Genomic DNA, 17,493 nt, shown 5'->3' on the forward strand with positions numbered 1-17,493 from the left:
ACCCGACCGCCATGCCGACCAAGCTCGTCATCCTCGACCGCGACGGCGTGATCAATTTCGATTCCGCCCAGTTCATCAAGAGCCCGGCGGAATGGAAGCCGATCCCCGACAGCCTGGAAGCCATCGCCCGGCTTAACCAGAGCGGCTACAAGGTCGTCGTGGCGACCAACCAGTCGGGCGTCGGGCGCGGCCTCCTCGACATGGACACCCTCAACAGCATCCACGAGAAGATGCACAAGACGCTGTTCGCCGTCGGCGGGCGCATCGACGCGATCTTCTACTGCCCGCACACCGCCGATGCCGACTGCGCGTGCCGCAAGCCCAAGCCCGGCATGTTCAAGCGCATTTCCGAAACCATGAACATCAATCTCAGCGGCGTGCCGGCGATCGGCGATTCGCTGCGCGACCTGCAGGCGAGCGCCACCGTCGGCTGCGTGCCGATGCTGGTGCGCACCGGCAAGGGCGAGAAGACCCTGGCCGAAGGCAACCTGCCGGAAGGCACCCTGGAATTCGCCAACCTGTCGGCTGCGGTCGACTACATCCTGGCGGTGAAAAAGAAATGAACGTCATCCGTTCGACGCTGTTCGCGCTCTGGGCCGCGCTGTGGACCCTGCTCACCGCGCCGCTGGTGATCGGCGGCGCCCTGCTCCTGCGCGGCCGCTGGGGCTACCACTTCGGCAAGGTCTGGCGCCTCGGCATCCAGTGGGGCGTCGAACACCTGCTCGGCATCCGGCCGCAGGTCATCGGCCTCGAGAACATGCCGCAGGAACCCTGCATCATCCTCGCCAAGCACCAGTCGGCGTGGGAAACGATGACCCTGCAGGACTACGTGCCGAAGGGCGCCTACTGCGTCTTCGTGCTCAAGAAGGAACTGCTGCGCGTGCCGTTCATCGGCTGGGGGCTGGGCGCGATGAAGATGATCTCGATCGACCGCAGCGCCGGCAAGGAAGCGCTCGACCAGGTCGTCGTGCAGGGGCGCGAGCGCCTCAAGCAGGGTTTCTACGTCATCATCTTCCCCGAGGGCACGCGCGTCGCGCCGGGCACGACCAAGCGCTACAAGGCTGGCGGCGCCTACCTGGCGACGCGCGTCGGCTGCAAGGTCGTGCCGGTCGCCCACAACTCCGGCGAACTCTGGCCGCGCCAGGCCTTCGTCAAGAAACCCGGTACCGTGACCGTCAGCATCGGCCCCGCCTTCGATGCGACCGGACTCTCCGAGCACGAAGTCAACCAGCGCGTCGAGAACTGGATCGAAGCGGAAATGCGCCGCCTTTCGCCGCACCGCTACCCGGATGCCGCTGCCACCAGCTGAAACGCCTGCCGCCACCAGCCGCAGCATCACCCTGGCCGGCCACCTGGTCGCCTACGACCTGCGGCGCAGCCGGCGCCGCACCATCGGCCTCGCCATCGACCAGCGCGGCCTGCGCGTCGGCGCGCCGCTGCAGGCCCGCCTCGGCGACATCGAAGCCCTGATCCGCGAGCACGGCGACTGGGTGCTGGCCAAGCTCGCCGCCTGGCGCGAGCGCCCCGCCGCCGAAAAGCTGGCGGTGACCGACGGCCTCGTCATTTCCGTCCTCGGCGCGGCGTCGACCGTAACCGTCACCCCCGCCAGCCGCCAGCGCTGGCTGTTCGCCGGCGACAAGCTGCACCTGTTCGTGCCGCCCGCCGTCGCCGCCGGCGTCGTCCTCGAAAAGGCCCTGCGCGAGAAGACGCGCGCCGTCTTCGCCGAGCGCCTCGCCCATTACGCCCCGCGGCTCGGCGTCCCCCCGCCGCCGCTGCGCCTGTCGGCGGCCCGTACGCGCTGGGGCAGCTGCAGCCACCACGGCGGCATTTCGCTGAACTGGCGCCTGGTCTTCATGCCGCTGCCGGTCGTCGATTACGTCGTCGCCCACGAACTGGCCCACCTGCGTGAAATGAACCACAGCCCGCGTTTCTGGTCCGTCGTGGAACAGCTCTGCCCGGACTGGCAGGCGCGCCGCCGCGAACTGCGCCAGCAGGCCCGGCAGATTCCCCAATTCCAGTAAATCAAGGAAGACAGCATGCGCATATTGCACACCATGATCCGCGTCGGCGACCTCGACAAGTCCATCGCCTTCTACACCGAAGTCCTCGGCATGCAGCTGCTGCGCCGCCAGGACTACCCGGACGGCCGCTTCACCCTGGCCTTCGTCGGCTACGGCCCGGAAAGCGAAGGCGCCGTGCTGGAGCTGACGCACAACTGGGACACCCCGGCCTACGAGCTCGGCACTGGCTACGGCCATGTCGCGCTGGCCGTGCCGGACGCCGCGGCAGCCTGCGCCGAAATCCGACGGCGCGGCGGCAAGGTGGTGCGCGAAGCCGGCCCGATGAAGCACGGCAGCACCATCATCGCCTTTGTCGAAGACCCGGACGGCTACAAGATCGAATTGATCCAGCGCGCCTGACCCGGACCCGCGCCGCCGTGCGACGCCCCATCGCCATCCTGGCCTGGATGCTGGCGTCGGCCGGCAGCGGGCTCCTGGTCGGCGCCTCGCTTTTCGGACTGATCGGCGCCATTCTCTCCGACCCCGGTGCCCGCCCCGCCAGCTGGCCGGGCTGGAATCTGCTGTTTTACGGCTTCGTCGGCGGCCTGCCCGGCGTGCTGGCGGCGCTGGCGCTCGCCCTCGGCCTCACCGGGCGCCTGCCGGGAACGCGGCGCAACTGAGCGAAATCAAGGTCGTGCCGGCGTCGCCTGCGCATACTGGCGTACCCCGGAGACCGCCATGCCATTTCCCGAATTCTTCGCCCGCATTCCCCCCGTCACCCTGCGCGACCCGCTGGCCGAACTGCTTGGCGCGGCGGACGGCGGCCTGATCGACTACCGCTTCGCCGACGCTGTCCGCCTGGCCGGACATTCCTGCCCGACGGTCGCCGGCGCCTGGCTGATGACGGTGCGCGCGCTGCGCGCCCTCTACGGCGATGAAATTCCCGAGCGCGGCAACATCGGCGTCGCGCTGCGCGAGAACCTGGAGGGCGGCGTCGCCGGCGTCGTCGCCAGCGTGGCCGGACTGCTCACCGGGGCGGCCGGCGCCGGCGGCTTCAAAGGTCTGGGCGGCCGTTACGGCCGGCGCCACCTGCTGCACTTCGGCGTCGCCGGCGTCGGCGGCGTGGCCTTCACCCGCCTCGACACGAATGTTGCAGTCGACTGCATTCTGCGGCTCGAAACCGTGCCCGCCGACCCGCGCCTGCCCGGCCTGCTCGCCGCCATCCTGCACGGCGAAGCGGACGCCGCGACCACCCGCCGTTTCGGCGAACTCTGGCAGGACCGCGTCCGGCGCATCCTGATCGAGCACGCCGATGCCCCGGAGATCGTCGAACTGCGCCCTTTGCGGGAATAGCCATCGCCGGCGACAAGCCATGACGATCGATTGGGAGTAAGCTGCGAGACAAGAAGTTCGAAGAGCTTCAGCAGGGAGAAATCGATGGACAAGATCTGGCTCAGGAATTACCCCGCAGGCATCCCGTCCGAGATCGACGCGGACCAGTTCAGATCCATCCCGGATCTGCTCGACAAGCTGTTCGCCCGCTTCGCCGACCGGCCGGCCTACCACAACCTCGGCCGCACCCTCAGCTACGCCGAACTGGAACGCTTGTCGCGCGCTTTCGCCGCCTTCCTGCAGGGGCTGCCGGGCATGACCCGGGGCGAGCGGGTCGCCATCATGTCGCCCAATCTGCTGCAATACCCGGTGGTACTGTTCGGCATCCTGCGTGCCGGGATGACGGTGGTCAACGTCAACCCGCTGTATACGCCACGCGAGCTGGAGCACCAGTTGAAGGATTCCGGTGCCCGGGCCATCGTCATCGTCGAAAACTTCGCCCGGACCCTGCAGCAGGTCATCGCCGGCACGCCGGTCAGGCATGTGATCACGACGCAGATCGGCGACCTGCTGCCGATACCCAAGCGCTGGCTGGTCAATTTCGTCATCAAGCATGTCAAGAAGATGGTGCCGGCGTGGCATGTAGACGGTGCGATCACGCTCAACGCCGCCCTCGAGCGCGGCCGTTCGGCGCCCTTCGCGCCGGTCGACGTGAATAGCGACGAGATCACCTTCCTCCAGTACACCGGCGGCACGACCGGCGTCGCCAAGGGCGCGATGCTCACCCACCGCAACATTCTCGCCAACCTGGAACAGACCGGCGTATGGATTTCGGTCAGCTTCAAGGAAGGCGCCGAAATCGTCATCGCGCCGCTGCCGATGTACCACATCTTCTGCCTCACCTCGACGCTGTCGTTCATGAAATGGGGCAGCCTCAGCGTGCTGATCACCAATCCGCGCGATCTGCCGGCCCTGGTCAAGGAAATGGGACAGTGGAAGTTCACCGCGATGACCGGTGTCAACACGCTGTTCAATGGCCTGCTGAATACACCGGGGTTCGCGCAGCTCGACTTTTCGGCGCTGAAAGTGGTGGTCGGCGGCGGCGCCGCGGTGCTGAAACCGGTCGCCGAGCGCTGGCAACAGGTGACCGGCCACCATCTCACCGAAGCCTACGGCCTTACCGAGGCGGCGCCCGGCGCCTGCGCCATGCCGCTCGCCGCGCCGTGGGACGGCACCGTCGGCCTGCCCCTGCCATCGACCGACGTCTCGATCCGCGACGACAATTTCAACGAACTGCCGGTGTGGACCGGCGCCGGCGAGATCGAGAAGCACACCGGCGAACTCTGCATTCGCGGCCCGCAGGTGATGAAGGGCTACTGGAACAACCCCGCCGAAACCGCCGAGGTTCTGTGCGCCGGCTGGCTGAAAACCGGCGACATCTGCCACGTGGACGCGCTCGGCCGCGTCACCATCACCGACCGTAAGAAGGACATGATCCTGGTCTCCGGCTTCAACGTGTACCCCAACGAGGTCGAGAGCATCGTCTCGGCGCACCCGGGCGTCCTCGAATGCGCCGTGGTCGCGGTGCCCGACGACAAAACCGGCGAGGCGGTCAAGGTCGTCATCGTCAGGAAAGACCCCGAACTGGCGGCAGAGGACGTGATCGCGCACTGCCGGACGCAGTTGACCAGCTACAAGCTGCCGCGCCAAGTCGAGTTCCGGGATGTCCTGCCCAAGTCGCCGATCGGCAAGATCCTGCGCCGCGAACTGCGCGACCACAGCACCACCTGAGCCTCGCCTTCAGCCGGCCAGCGCCTCGCGCGCGACGTTCTCGAAGGATTCGACGACCCGCCCCCAGCCGCGCGGCAGCATGGCCTGGCGCGCCAGATGCCCCATCTCGCGCAGCCTCTCCGGCGCGGCGGCGAGGGCCAGCGCGCCGTCGATGTAGGATTTCTCGTCGCCGGGCGGCACCGTCCGGCCGTCGGCGCCGTCGCTGATCAGTTCGGCCGCCGCCGCGCTATGGTAGGCGAGCACCGGCACGCCGCTGGCCATCGCCTCGGCGACCACGTTGCCGTAGGTTTCGGTCAGGCTGGGAAAGAGGAAAAGATCGGCGCTGGCGTAGTGCGCGGCGAGGTCCTCGCCGAGGCGCAGGCCGGCGAAGTGGTGATCAGGGTGTTCGTCGGCCAGCTCTCGGGCCGACGGCCCGTCGCCGACCCAGACCATGCGCGCCCCCGGCTGGCGGGTGCGGATCGCCGCGAAGCTGCGGCGCACCAGCGCCAGGTTCTTTTCCGGCGCCAGGCGGCCGACGTAGAGGCAGACCGGCGCCCCGCCCCGGGCGCCCCAGCTGGCGCGCAGCGCCGCCGAACGGCGGGCCGGATCGTAGAGGGCGGTATCGACGCCGCGCCCGACCACGCGCACGCCGGCCAGTCCCTCGCCGGCCAGATCGGCGGCGAGCGCCGCGGTCGGCACCATGGTCGCCCGCGTGCGCCGGTGCAGGGCGCGCAGGTAGGCGGCGACCGCCGGACGCATCCAGCCGACGCCGTAGTGCGTGCTGTAGCGGTCGAAATTGGTGTGGAAGCCCGAAGTCACCGGGATGCCGAGCCGGCGCGCCGTGCTGACCGCCGACCAGCCGAGCGGCCCCTCGGTCACCACATGCACGAGATCCGGCCGCCGGTGCCGCCATTGCCGCGCCAGGCGGCCGCCGGCCGGCAGGCCGAAGCGCAGGCCGGGGTAGCCGGGCAGCGGCAGCCCGGGCAGCGCCAGTTCATCCTCGGCACCAGCGTCCGACTTGCCCTGGCGCGGACGGACGACGCTGACGCGATGGCCCAGCTCGCGCAGCCCGGCGACCAGCCGGCCGACCGTCATCGCCACGCCGTTGACCTCGGGCGGATAGGTTTCGCTGACGAAGGCGATGTCGAGCGGCCTCATGCCAGGGCCTCCAGCAGCACGCTGCCCCAGGTCACGGCGACCATCAGCAGCGACACCAGCACCGCCGCGCTGCCGATGTCCTTGGCGCGCTTGGCAAGGCGATGGTTCTCCAGGCCGACGCGGTCGACCACCGCCTCGATCGCCGAATTGAGCAGCTCGACGACCAGCACCAGCAGGACGCTGGCGATCATCAGGCCGCGCCCCAGCCAGGGCACCGGCAGCAGGCAGGCGGTCGGGATCAGCAGCAGGGCCAGCCAGACCTCCTGGCGGAAGGCGTCCTCGCACAGGTAGGCCGCCTTGAGGCCGGCAAGCGAATAGTTGAAGGCGTTCCAGACGCGGCGCAGGCCGGTCCGGCCCTTGAAGGGTGATTCGTGGACCGGGTCGAGGCCCAGTTCGTGCGGTGTCGGTTCTTGCATCGCGTCTCCGTGAAAGCGCCCACGGTAATCACGCCACGCTAATCCTTGATGACAGCCACCGTAACCGGCACGTCATATCCGGACAGTAGAATCGACGGCTTATGTCCAGCCGCCGCCACCGTCCCTGCCTGCTCGCCCTTCTCGCGCTGGCGCCCGGCGTCGAGGCGGCGCGGCCGATGATCACCGACGACGCGCGGATCACCGACCCGCAGGCCTGCCAGCTCGAAACCTGGGCGCAGCTGCGCGAACATGATGGCCGCGAATTCTGGGCGCTGCCGGCCTGCAACCCCGGCGGCAACTTCGAACTGACGCTGGGCGGCGCCTTCGCCCGCCAGGATGGCGCGGCGCAGAGCGGCGCCGTCGTCGTCCAGGGCAAGACCCTGTTCAAGCCGCTGGAAACCAATGGCTGGGGGTTGGGTCTCGCCGCCGGCTATGCCACCCAGGTCGCCAGTGGCCAGAGCGGCGGCCCGTATTTCTACCTGCCGGGCAGCCTGTCGCTGGCCGATGACCGCGTCGTGGTGCACCTGAACCTGGGGGCCACCTACTTCGGCGACACCCGCGAAACGCGCATGACCTGGTGCCTGGGCAGCGAAACGGCCGCCACCGAACGGCTCTACGTGATCGCCGAAACCTTCGGCCTCGACACCGGTCGCCCGTCGCTGCAGGGCGGCCTGCGCTACTGGGCGGTGCCCGGCCGCGTCCAGATCGACACCACGGTCGGCACCAACCTGGCCGACCCGCACGGCGAGCGCTGGCTGAGCATCGGCCTGCGCCTCATCAGCCCGCCCCTGTTCTGAAGCGGGCCGCGCTCACTTGTAACATTCCCGACACGAACGCGTCGGGCGCCATGTGATAAAAAGTTCACCCCGCCTTAAGGAGATCGCGCCATGGTGTTTTTCGAGCTTTTCGCCAACAACCCGGAAATGGTCCGCCTCGCGGCCGGCGAGGCGCTGTTCCGGGAAGGCGAGGACGGCCATCTGATGTACGTGCTGACCACCGGCAACGCCGAGGTCATCGTCAACAACCGCGTCGTCGAGACCCTGCAGCACGGCAGCATCGTCGGCGAGATGGGCCTCGTCTCGCCCGGCCCGCGCTCGGCCACGGTGGTGGCGACGACCCCCTGCGAGTTCGTCGCGGTCGACGAGAAGCGCTTCCAGTTCCTCGTCCAGCAGACGCCCTTCTTCGCCACCCAGGTCATGCGCGTGCTGGCCGAACGCCTGCGCCACGCCAATCAGATGGTGACGCCGCTCGAAGACATCTGAGCGGCGCGTGCCGGCAGGAATTCGCCGCACCAGGCGTGCGGGCCGACAAGGGGAAAGCGCCAGTGATGCGCCTCGCGCGGCGAGGCGTCACCGGCGAAGACGGGCGGAAAGCGGTGGCAGCTGCCATTCACGGCATCGGCCGGCTTGAAGTAGCGGCAATGCTCGCACACGGGTTCGAACGGTAAATTCATGCTCCTCGGCTCAGGCGGTTGCGGTCAACGGCCTTTCCGAGGCAATTTTCAAGCCCGCCAGCTGGCGGTAGAGTTGGGCGAGGCGGCCGGCCAGCGCGGTGTCCGACCATTCCTCGGCGTAGGCCGGCGCTTCCTGGGCCAGGTGGCGCCAGGCCTCCGGACAGTTGAGGAAATGCCCGAGCATTTCGCCGAAGGCGTGCGGGTCGGCCGGCGGGCAGAACGCACCACGACCGGGCGCCAGGATGTCGGTCGTCCCCATTTCGGCGAGGGCGATCACCGGCAGACCGGCGGCCATCGCTTCGAGCAGGACGAGGCCCTGGGTTTCGGTGCGCGAGGCGAAGACGAAGACGTCGGCCGCCGCGTAGCAGTCCGGCAGATCCCGGTCGCGTTCGAGATAGCCGATGAAGCGCACCGCGCCGGGCAGGCCGAGCGCCCGCACCTGCGTCTGCAGGTCGGCCATCGCCGGCCCCTCGCCGGCGACCACCAGCAGCACGTCGGGGCGCAGCTGGCGCGCCCGGACCAGGGCTTCGAGCAGGAAGCCGATGTTCTTCTCGTGCGCCACGCGGCCGACGAACAGCGCCACCGGCTGCCCGAGCGGAATGCCGTGGCGGGCGCGGAAGGCCGGGCCGTCGCCGCGCGCGAAACGGGCGGTCGGGATGCCGGTCGGCAGCACGTGCAGGGGCGTCGTCACGCCGTAGGATGCAAGACGCTGGTGCATCGCCGTCGACGGCACGACCACGGCATCGAGCGCATTGCACTGGCGGCGCGAGAAGGCGCGTGCCTGGCCCCGGAGCCAGCCGGCGGGCAGGAAGGAGGCATAGTGCTGCAGGTATTCCTCGAACAGCGTGTGGTAGGTTGCCAGCACCGGCAGGCCCAGCCTGCGCGCCGCGCGCAGGCCGGCGTAGTGGGCGACAAAGGGGGTCTGGATGTGGATCAGGTCGCAGTCGCGGGCCGCCGCCAGGACCGCGCGCCGCATCGCCCGCCAGCCGACCAGGCGGTCCTCGCGGTCGCCCGGCACCGGGCGGCCGGGCACGCGCACGACGCCCGCCTCGGCGGCCTCGTCGCCGTAGCGCGGGACGACCAGGCGCACCTCGATGCCGTGCGCGGCCAGCGTGCCGCGGAAGGTCTCGATCGAGGTCGACACGCCATTGACGCGCGGGAAATAGACATCCGACACCATCAGGACACGCATTCAGGCCTCCGCCGGTTCAATCGCCGGTGCGGCGAGCGCCGGCACCCGCTGCCGCACGCCCCACGCCACCAGTTCGAGGCGGCCGTCGAAGTGCTCGACGATCGCCGTGCATGAATCGACCCAGTCGCCGCAATTGACGTAGCTGAGGCCGTCGACCTCGCGGATCGCGGCCCAGTGGATGTGGCCGCAGATGACGCCGTCCAGGCCGCGCTCGCGGGCATGATGGACGGCCGATTCCTCGAAATCGAAAATGAAGTTGAGCGCCGTCTTGACCTTGCGCTTGGCGTAGCCGGCCAGCGACCAGTAGCCGGCGAGGCCGAGCTTGCGCCGCCCCCAGGACAGCCAGTTGTTGAGGCGGACCAGCAGGTTGTAGGCGTGGTCGCCGAGCACCGCGACCCAGCGGTGGTGGCGCGTCACCTGGTCGAAGAGATCGCCGTGGATGAGCAGGAAACGGCGTCCGTCGGCCGTCTCGTGGACCAGTTCGGCGGCCACCTCGATGTCGCCGAAGACGACGCCGCAATACTCACGCAGCGCCTCGTCGTGGTTGCCGGGAATGAACACGACGCGCTCGCCGTGGCGCGCCCGGCGCAGCAGCTTCTGGACCACGGTGTTCTGCGCGGGCGTCCAGTGGATGCTGCGGCTCATCGCCCAGAAGTCGATGATGTCGCCGATCAGAAAGGTCTGCTCGGCCGAATATTCGCGCAGAAAATCGAGCAGGCACTCGGCCTGGCACGCCCGCGTGCCGAGGTGGATATCCGAGAGAAATACTGATCTGACCCGTGGCATGGCGCCACGATAGCGGGCGCCGGTTAAGCGCCGGTGACGCCCGCGTGACAGCGGGATGACAGGCCACCATTGACGCGGCTGCGGTCGACGCCGGAATTCGGGCAAATTCCGGAGAGCCCGAGCATGGTGGAAGCTTGATCCAATGGCCAAAACCAGGCCAGCCGAAACTCAAGCTGGATCAGGCAAGCACCGACCAGGCATGTGCCTACGCGGCGAAAAAAAGCCCGCCGTGCGGCGGGCTTTTCAGACGGTGCTACGGTTGCCGGCGCAGCATCCGGCCTCTCCGGGCTTCCGATCAGGAAGCCTCCTTGACTCCGGGAACCTTCCAGCTGCCATCCAGAATCGACGGCGCCTCTTCCTTCGGCCAGTACAGGCGCATCATCAGCACAAAGTCACCCTTGGGCGCCGGCAGCCAGTTCGACTCCTTGTCCTTGCCCGGCGATTCGTTCTGGATGTAGAGGTCGACCGACCCGTCCGGGTTCGTCTTGAACTTGTTGCGCTGGCTCAGGTTGTACCGGTTCAGCTTGTTGTCGACGAAGAAGTAGTCCGCGTCGTACATCGTCAGCGACCAGAAGCCGTTGACCGGCGGCAGATGCCCCTTTTCGAAGCGCATGACGTACTTCTTCTCGCCGCTGTACTTGGCGGCGATGTCCGGCCCCTGGGAGGTCGGATACACGGCGTCCTGCGGCCGGTTGGCGCCGAGGCCGATGGCGGTGACCAATGCGCGCTGAATGTAATTCGTGCCGTAGAGGCCCGTCTTCGTCGTGAACAACCAGCCGTTTTCCAGCTTCATGTCACCCGCGACGATGCCGGCCTTCATCCAGTCCATGATCAGTTCCTGAGCCGGCTTGGGTGCGCCGGCAAGGCCCTTGGCGACGGCAGGATCGAGCTTGGCCGCGTCGAAGTCCTGGCCGGGAACGACACCGATCTTCGCCAGCTTGGCGACCATCGGGGCATCGTCGGCAGCCGCCGGATTGGTCTTGAGCAATTCGGCGAAGAGCTTGAAGTACGCCGTGGCATCGAGCGCGTTGACCTGCTCACGCACGGCGGTCTTCATGTCGATGCCCGGATCGACCGTTCCGGGCGCCGGGGTATAGGGCTTCCCGTAGGCCGACAGCGGCACGACCGACATCTTGTCCTGCAAGGCATGAACCGCCTTGTAGTCCTCGGGGGTGCCGGTGCAGTAGATGCGTCCGAGAATCCAGACCAGCGCGGTCGGCGACTTGTACTCGGTCACGCCGGCCGGCAACTCGCCGGACCAGCCGGGGCCGGTGATGGCGTAGGTTTGCGCCTTGGTGCCCGTCGTCCGCTTGCCGGGAACCTGGAACACGCTGGTGAAGCCGTCGAGCATCGGGAACAGGGCGTAGCGATCCTTCATATCGGGGATGCTGAGGATCCAGGGCTCCTTGGAGACGTCGATCCAGGTCGTCGTGTAGAGCGTGTCGGCGTTCGGCGCCGTGACATCGCGGTACGAGGCGTCTGGGTAGCTGCGCATGCGGACGAATTGCCCCATCGGTGCGCGCGAACCTTCCGGTGCGGCGACATTGGTCATGACGCGGCGCGTCATCTCCATGGTGACGAGGGGGTAGGCGTAGACGTAGCTTTCGATGGCGATCGCCCGCACTTCGGCTTCCTTCGATGCCGCTTCGAGCGCCTTGGCTTCGGCTTCGGCCTTCGCCTTGGCCTCCATGGCGACCCGGTCGACCTGTGTTTCCGGCTGCTTGCTGCAGGCAGCCAGGGTCAGCGCGCACAGGGCGGCCGTCGCCGCCCAGGACAGATGTTTTCTTTGCATTTTTTCTCCTATCGATTGCTGGGGCACTGCGTGAATTCGCTCCCGGAAGGCATGGAGCTGGCGGAAATGCGTTCATGTGCCGAGCCTCGGTTACTTGTCTGGGGAAACCACAGGGCCTGAGCTCGGAGCGTAGTCAGTATAGATAATAACGATACGCAATTGCGTGACAGTTTTTTCAATTTCCTGACATTTCATGCCAAAATTCCAGGGACATTTTTCAGGATGCGCCGTGGAAAATTCGACTGCAAGCAAACGCGGCCGTCCGCCGATCAGCAACCAGGTCATCCGGGTGGGCGGCGCCATCGCGCTGCCCGCCCTGCTTCGCGAGCGCGGGATCGACGCCGACGCGCTGATCGCCGAGGTCGGCCTGCAGGCAGCGGCCTTTGACCATCCCGACAACGTGATTCCGTTCGCCAAGCTGGGGGAGTTGACGCATATCGCCGCTGCGCGCACCGGGCTGCCCGACCTCGGTTTGCGCGCCTGCATGCAGACCGGACTCGTGATGCTCGGCACGGTCGGCTACCTGGCGGCCAACGCCGCAACGGTCGGGGCGGGGTTGGCCTGCCTCCAGTCCTATCTGCACCTGCACGACGGGGGGGGGGCGGCACCCTACTTCCATCGCGAGGGCAGTCTCGGCGTGTTGGGTTACGAAGTACTGGAACCCGACCAGGTGGGCGCCGAGCAAATCGTTTTTGGCGCAATCGCCATTGCGGCCAATCTCCTGCGTGAAATCTGCGGCGCTGATTTCGCACTGCGCGAAGTGAATTTCGCGTACCGGGCACCGTCGGACACGTCGGCATTTTCCGCGCATTTCGCTGCCCCGGTTCGCTTCGACACCGACCGCAATGCCGTGATATTCGATGCTGCCTTCCTCGAGCGTCCAATTGCCGGCGCGAAACCCCTTCTCCATGATTTCCTCACGTCGCAACTGCGGGAGAAAGAGGGCATCGGGGAAGGGGAGGTTGCCAGGGATCGAATCCAGCGGGTGATGCGAACCCTGCTGGCGACGGGGTGCATCAGCCAGGACGAGGTGGCGCGCGCCTTCGGGATGAACAGAAGAACCTTCGCCCGGCGTTTGCAGGAGCGGGGAACAACCTTCAGGGCGCTTCTCGATGCGGTTCGCTTCGATGCGGCGCGTGGGGTTCTGAGCAGTTCCGCCGTGTCGCTGGAAGATGTCGCCAACCGCCTGGGCTACGCTGACGTTACCGCCTTTGCACGAGCCTTCCGGCGCTGGTCCGGGGAATCTCCCGCCGTTTGGCGGCGCAGGCATGTGGCGGTTGTTTGATCGCCAGGCTGATGGCCATGCCGCGCCTGTCGCCTCTCTTCTCCCTTTTCCTGCGTGAAAAACCACCATGAACGGCAGTTGCACCTTGCAACCCGTCCTTCGGGAGACACGGGCGCCAAGCCGGCAGCGGGTCGCGGGTCGCCATTGACTCGCCTGCGGTCGACACCTAAATTGGCACGATTTTCAAACGCAAAGGATCGAGGAATTTCATGCAGATCGGCACCCCGCTCTCCCCGTCCGCCCTGCGCGTCATGCTGCTCGGCGCCGGCGAACTCGGCAAGGAGGTCATCATCGCGCTGCAGCGCCTCGGCGTCGAAGTGATCGCCGTCGACCGCTACGCCGACGCCCCCGGCCACCAGGTCGCCCATCGCGCACATGTCATCGCGATGACCGACGGCGCCGCCCTGCGCCGCCTGGTCGAGCTGGAAAAGCCGCACCTGATCGTGCCGGAGATCGAGGCCATCGCCACCGACACGCTGGTCGCCATCGAGGCGGCCGGGCTGGCCGAAGTCATCCCGACCGCGCGCGCCGCGAAACTGACGATGAACCGTGAAGGCATCCGCCGCCTGGCCGCCGAGGAGCTCGGCCTGCCGACCTCGCCGTACAAATTCGCCGATTCGCTGGACGAGCTGCAGGCCGCCATCGACGGCGCACATGGCGAAAAGGGCATCGGCTACCCGTGCATCGTCAAGCCGGTGATGTCGTCGTCCGGCAAGGGGCAGTCGCTGCTGCGCGGCGCGGACGACGTGCGCAAGGCCTGGGACTACGCGGCGAGCGGCGGCCGGGTCGACGCCGGCCGCGTCATCGTCGAGGGCTTCATCGACTTCGACTACGAGATCACCCTGCTCACGGTGCGCGCCCGCGATGCCGCCGGCGCCGTGACGACGCATTTCTGCGAGCCGATCGGCCACGTGCAGGTGTCCGGCGACTATGTCGAATCGTGGCAGCCGCAGCCGATGAGCCCTGCCGCGCTGCACCGGGCGCGCGAAATCGCCGCCGCCGTCACCGGCAACCTCGGCGGCCGCGGCCTCTTCGGCGTCGAACTGTTCGTCAAGGGCGACATGGTGTGGTTCTCCGAAGTCAGTCCGCGCCCGCACGACACCGGCCTGGTCACGCTCTGTTCGCAGCGTTTCTCGGAATTCGAACTGCACGCCCGCGCCATCCTCGGCCTGCCGGTCGACACCGCCCTGCGCGAACCCGGCGCCTCGGCGGTCATCTACGGCGGGATGGAAGCCAAGGGGATTGCCTTCGCCGGACTGGAAGAGGCGCTCGCCGTACCGCGCAGCGACCTGCGCCTGTTCGGCAAGCCGGAGGCGTTCACCAAACGCCGCATGGGCGTCGCCGTCGCCAACGGCGACGATGTCGAACAGGCCCGCGCACGGGCGAAGCTGGCCGCCGGCAAGGTTCGGCCGCTGCCGCGCTAACGCGCGCGGACCGGCAGGGCGCTCAGGTCCGATGCGCACAGGCCGGCCAGTTCGCCGACCACGCGGTTGATGCCGTCGCCGATCAGCCACCACACGTGGCCGTAGGGGCGAACGGTGATGCCGCGCTCGGCGCACAGTCGCCTTGCCTTGTCACGCAATTGTTCGATCCGGTTTTTCATGTCGCCTCCAAAGCGCATCTGTTTTCCGGAGGATTGTCGTCCGGGCATGTTGCAGCGGTATTAAGCGCCGGCGCCTGCAGCAGTGGCTGCCCCATGCGCACCCGGCTGCCTTCGGCGATGCCTCCGCAGAGGGCGAAGCCCGGCGGGGTGAAGACGATGATCGTCGAGCCGTGTTCGAACCAGCCCATCTCGTCGCCGCGGCGGTAGTCGGCGGCGCAGGCGATGCGGTTGGGGCCGCGATAGCGCAGGCTCAGCAGGTCGCCGAGGCAGTGCAGGCGGATGCTGGCGACGAGGACGGCGGCGACCGGCACGAGGAGGATGCGCTGGCCGCCAGCCAGGGTCGCCTCGACGACCGCCCGCTCGTTCCGGCAGAACAGTTTCTCGACGCGCCGCAGGGCAATCGGATTGACGTTCCAGGTATCGCCGGAAATGTAGGTCACCCGGTCCACGTGGCAGTCGTCGGGAGCGTGGAAGCGGTGGTACATGCTCGACGTCAGCCTTAGTGTGACGTAGCTGCCGTCGCGGTAGCGCTCGACCAGCGCCGGGTCGCCGAGCAGTTCGGGCAGCGTGTACGGGAAGCCCTTGGCCTGGATCAGCTGCGTGCCGGCGATGCGCCCGCAGGCGCCGACGATACCGTCGCAGGGACTGACCAGCAGGCCCGGCGTCGCATCGACCGGCCGCGCGCCGTCCTTCAGTTGCCGGGTGAAGCAGTCGTGCAGGCTGCGGAAGCGCGTCTGCCGCGCCTCGCCAAGGTCGAGGTCGGCGAAGAGCTTCCAGACGGCGATCGACGCCCGGCAGACCAGCGGCTGCTCGATCTTGCTGAACCAGCCCATGAAATGCGTCAGGGTCTGGCGCGGAATCCGGTTGGTGAGCAGGAAATTCAGGTCTTCCTGGAGGGCTAAGCGGGCGATCAGTCGGCGCATGGTCATGTCTTTGTAAAGAGGCTTGGGTAGAAGGTCGGACAAGGAGAAATCAATGAACGAAACACTTGCGATCTATGCCGGCGGCCTCGGCCTGCTGGCGGCAGCCCTGCCGCGCCTGAAGCGGCGCCTCGAACTCTCGCGCGCCAAGCACCGCTCGCTGACCGGCCACTCCCGGATGGCGAAGCGGGTGGCGCGCCTGATCCCGTTCTACGAATACGACGACGCGACCTTCTTCGCCGTCGACGGTGCGCCGGACGACATCGTCGCCCGGCGCCGCGCCGGCTTCGCGGCGCTGAGTGCGCTGTACGCGGAGAAATTCGCCCGTTCGGCGGCGTTGACCGCAACTGCCGCGGAAACCATCTCCGACCTGCAGTTCACCGGCAGCTACCGCGTGCCTTACCAGTTCAGCCGCCATGTGCGGCAACACCTCAAGGGCGGTAGCATCGTGCAGGCGGCGCACGGCATCATGGTCACCGACCTCGACGGCAACGACTTCTACGACCTGACCGGCTCCTACGGCGTCAATGTCTTCGGCTACGACTTCTACAAGGAGTGCATCGCCGAGGGGACCCGCCGCGTCGAAGCGCTGGGCCCGGTACTGGGCGCCTACCACCCGCTGGTAGCGGACAACGCCCGGCGGCTGGCGGCCATTTCCGGGCTCGACGAGGTCAGCTTCCACATGTCTGGCACCGAGGCTGTCATGCAGGCCGTGCGCCTCGCCCGCTACCACACCGGCAGGCGCCACCTGGTGCGCTTCTGCGGCGCCTACCACGGCTGGTGGGAAGATGTGCAGCCGGGCATCGGCAACCCGCTGCCGCCGCGCGAAACCTACACGCTCAAGGAGATGGACGACGCCACCCTGCGCGTGCTGGGGACGCGCAGGGACATCGCCTGCGTGCTGGTCAACCCGCTGCAGGCGCTGCACCCGAACGCCGCGGCGCCGGGCGATTCGGCGCTGGTCGACAGCACCCGCCGCGCCGGTTTCGACCGCGCCGCCTACACCGACTGGCTGCGCAGGCTGCGCCAGGTGTGCAGCGAACGCGGCATCGTGCTCATCTTCGACGAGGTGTTCGTCGGCTTCCGCCTCGCCCCCGGCGGCGCGCAGGAATATTTCGGCGTGCGGGCGGACATGGTCACCTACGGCAAGACGCTGGGCGGCGGCCTGCCGGTCGGCGTCGTCTGCGGCCGGCGCGACCTGATGAAGCGTTTCCGCGACGCGCGCCCGGCCGACATCTGCTTCGCCCGCGGCACCTTCAATTCGCACCCCTACGTGATGGGCGCCATGGCCGCCTTCCTCGACCGCCTCGAAACGCCCGCGGTCCGCGTCCTGTACGACGGCCTCGACGAACGCTGGAACGCCCGCGCCGCGGCGCTCAACGAACGGCTGGCGGCGGCCGGCCTGCCGCTGCGCGTGGCCAACCTGTCGACCATCTGGACCATGACCTTCACGCAGCCGTCCCGCTACAACTGGCTGCTGCAGTACTACCTGCGCGCCGAAGGCCTGGCGTTGTCCTGGGTCGGCAGCGGCCGGCTGATCTTCAGCCTCGACTACGGCGAGACGGAGTTCGCGGCCGTGGCCGACCGCATCGTCGCCGCCGCGCAGGTCATGGCCGACGACGGCTGGTGGTGGCAGGCGCCGGGCCTGACCGACAAGGCCATTCGCCGCGGCATCCTGCGCGAAATGCTGGCTCACCGATTCGCTTCCGGAAAAATGTAACGAGCAAAGGAGCGGGGCGCCGCAGCGCCCCGCAAAACCTCCCGCACCCGGCGGGAAATACGACCG

20 protein-coding genes are annotated in these 17,493 nt (G+C 67.9%); 12 read left to right on the plus strand and 8 right to left on the minus strand.

Features of this window, described 5'->3' with window-relative positions; genetic code table 11:
• Window positions 1-11: 11 nt before the first annotated feature.
• The 7 genes from gmhB to GH660_RS03400 all read left to right on the plus strand — a co-directional run bounded on the left by gmhB (window position 12) and on the right by GH660_RS03400 (window position 5,123).
• Window positions 12-563 (plus strand): D-glycero-beta-D-manno-heptose 1,7-bisphosphate 7-phosphatase, encoded by a 552-nt coding sequence (gmhB, locus tag GH660_RS03370; RefSeq protein ID WP_153145146.1) that lies wholly within the window; start codon window positions 12-14, stop codon window positions 561-563.
• Entirely contained in the window at window positions 560-1,309 is a 750-nt protein-coding gene (locus GH660_RS03375) for a 1-acyl-sn-glycerol-3-phosphate acyltransferase (RefSeq protein ID WP_153145147.1), read from the plus strand. Before gmhB ends, GH660_RS03375 begins: the two co-directional genes overlap by 4 nt.
• Entirely contained in the window at window positions 1,290-2,021 is a 732-nt protein-coding gene (locus GH660_RS03380; RefSeq protein WP_153145148.1) for a M48 family metallopeptidase, read from the plus strand. Before GH660_RS03375 ends, GH660_RS03380 begins: the two co-directional genes overlap by 20 nt.
• 15 nt (window positions 2,022-2,036) lie before the next feature.
• Window positions 2,037-2,420: a lactoylglutathione lyase gene (gloA, locus tag GH660_RS03385; protein ID WP_153145149.1), complete on the plus strand. Its 384-nt coding sequence runs from the start codon at window positions 2,037-2,039 to the stop codon at window positions 2,418-2,420.
• 17 nt (window positions 2,421-2,437) lie between these two features.
• On the plus strand, window positions 2,438-2,680 hold the full coding sequence (locus GH660_RS03390; protein WP_153145150.1) for a hypothetical protein: 243 nt from the start codon (window positions 2,438-2,440) through the stop codon (window positions 2,678-2,680).
• Window positions 2,681-2,738: 58 nt separating this feature from the next.
• Window positions 2,739-3,353 carry a hypothetical protein gene (locus GH660_RS03395; RefSeq protein WP_153145151.1) on the plus strand — a complete coding sequence of 205 codons (615 nt, stop codon included), beginning with the start codon at window positions 2,739-2,741 and terminating at the stop codon, window positions 3,351-3,353.
• A gap of 84 nt (window positions 3,354-3,437) precedes the next feature.
• A complete protein-coding gene (locus tag GH660_RS03400) occupies window positions 3,438-5,123 on the plus strand; it encodes an AMP-binding protein (RefSeq protein ID WP_153145152.1) in 1,686 nt (561 codons plus the stop codon).
• Window positions 5,124-5,132: 9 nt separating this feature from the next.
• Here the strand turns inward: GH660_RS03400 and GH660_RS03405 are convergent, their stop codons facing one another.
• Together GH660_RS03405 and GH660_RS03410 are read right to left on the minus strand one after the other, a co-directional pair.
• Complete coding sequence (locus GH660_RS03405) at window positions 5,133-6,260, minus strand: glycosyltransferase family 1 protein (protein WP_153145153.1); 1,128 nt, start codon at window positions 6,258-6,260, stop codon at window positions 5,133-5,135.
• Window positions 6,257-6,676 (minus strand): diacylglycerol kinase, encoded by a 420-nt coding sequence (locus tag GH660_RS03410; protein WP_153145154.1) that lies wholly within the window; start codon window positions 6,674-6,676, stop codon window positions 6,257-6,259. The genes GH660_RS03405 and GH660_RS03410 overlap by 4 nt, the downstream gene beginning before the upstream one ends.
• A gap of 101 nt (window positions 6,677-6,777) precedes the next feature.
• Here GH660_RS03410 and GH660_RS03415 point away from each other — a divergent pair, with 101 nt between their 5' ends.
• Window positions 6,778-7,473, plus strand: a complete 696-nt coding sequence (locus GH660_RS03415; RefSeq protein ID WP_153145155.1) for a hypothetical protein — start codon at window positions 6,778-6,780, stop codon at window positions 7,471-7,473.
• Between the two features lie 90 nt (window positions 7,474-7,563).
• On the plus strand, window positions 7,564-7,938 hold the full coding sequence (locus tag GH660_RS03420) for a Crp/Fnr family transcriptional regulator (RefSeq protein WP_153145156.1): 375 nt from the start codon (window positions 7,564-7,566) through the stop codon (window positions 7,936-7,938).
• Here GH660_RS03420 and GH660_RS03425 read toward each other — a convergent pair.
• The 4 genes from GH660_RS03425 to GH660_RS03440 form a co-directional block, all read right to left on the minus strand.
• Window positions 7,908-8,129, minus strand: a complete 222-nt coding sequence (locus GH660_RS03425) for a hypothetical protein (protein WP_153145157.1) — start codon at window positions 8,127-8,129, stop codon at window positions 7,908-7,910. The two genes, GH660_RS03420 and GH660_RS03425, sit on opposite strands and share 31 nt — an antisense overlap.
• A gap of 10 nt (window positions 8,130-8,139) precedes the next feature.
• Entirely contained in the window at window positions 8,140-9,321 is a 1,182-nt protein-coding gene (locus GH660_RS03430; protein ID WP_153145158.1) for a glycosyltransferase, read from the minus strand.
• Entirely contained in the window at window positions 9,322-10,107 is a 786-nt protein-coding gene (locus GH660_RS03435; RefSeq protein ID WP_153145159.1) for a UDP-2,3-diacylglucosamine diphosphatase, read from the minus strand.
• A 295-nt stretch (window positions 10,108-10,402) separates the two neighbouring features.
• Window positions 10,403-11,899, minus strand: coding sequence for a DUF1254 domain-containing protein (locus GH660_RS03440; protein ID WP_228276343.1), 1,497 nt, complete (start codon window positions 11,897-11,899; stop codon window positions 10,403-10,405).
• Window positions 11,900-12,128: 229 nt separating this feature from the next.
• Here GH660_RS03440 and GH660_RS03445 point away from each other — a divergent pair, with 229 nt between their 5' ends.
• Complete coding sequence (locus GH660_RS03445; protein ID WP_194266214.1) at window positions 12,129-13,184, plus strand: AraC family transcriptional regulator; 1,056 nt, start codon at window positions 12,129-12,131, stop codon at window positions 13,182-13,184.
• A 209-nt stretch (window positions 13,185-13,393) separates the two neighbouring features.
• Entirely contained in the window at window positions 13,394-14,608 is a 1,215-nt protein-coding gene (purT, locus tag GH660_RS03450; RefSeq protein ID WP_153145161.1) for a formate-dependent phosphoribosylglycinamide formyltransferase, read from the plus strand.
• Here purT and GH660_RS03455 read toward each other — a convergent pair.
• Complete coding sequence (locus GH660_RS03455; RefSeq protein ID WP_153145162.1) at window positions 14,605-14,787, minus strand: hypothetical protein; 183 nt, start codon at window positions 14,785-14,787, stop codon at window positions 14,605-14,607. The two genes, purT and GH660_RS03455, sit on opposite strands and share 4 nt — an antisense overlap.
• Window positions 14,784-15,710: an archaetidylserine decarboxylase gene (gene asd, locus GH660_RS03460; RefSeq protein ID WP_228276344.1), complete on the minus strand. Its 927-nt coding sequence runs from the start codon at window positions 15,708-15,710 to the stop codon at window positions 14,784-14,786. The genes GH660_RS03455 and asd overlap by 4 nt, the downstream gene beginning before the upstream one ends.
• Before the next feature lie 52 nt (window positions 15,711-15,762).
• Between asd and GH660_RS03465 the strand changes: the two genes are divergently transcribed.
• Window positions 15,763-17,427, plus strand: a complete 1,665-nt coding sequence (locus tag GH660_RS03465) for an aminotransferase class III-fold pyridoxal phosphate-dependent enzyme (protein WP_153145164.1) — start codon at window positions 15,763-15,765, stop codon at window positions 17,425-17,427.
• Window positions 17,428-17,493 lie beyond the last annotated feature (66 nt).

The organism is Dechloromonas sp. H13 (assembly GCF_009469615.1).
Classification (GTDB): Bacteria; Pseudomonadota; Gammaproteobacteria; order Burkholderiales; family Rhodocyclaceae; genus Azonexus.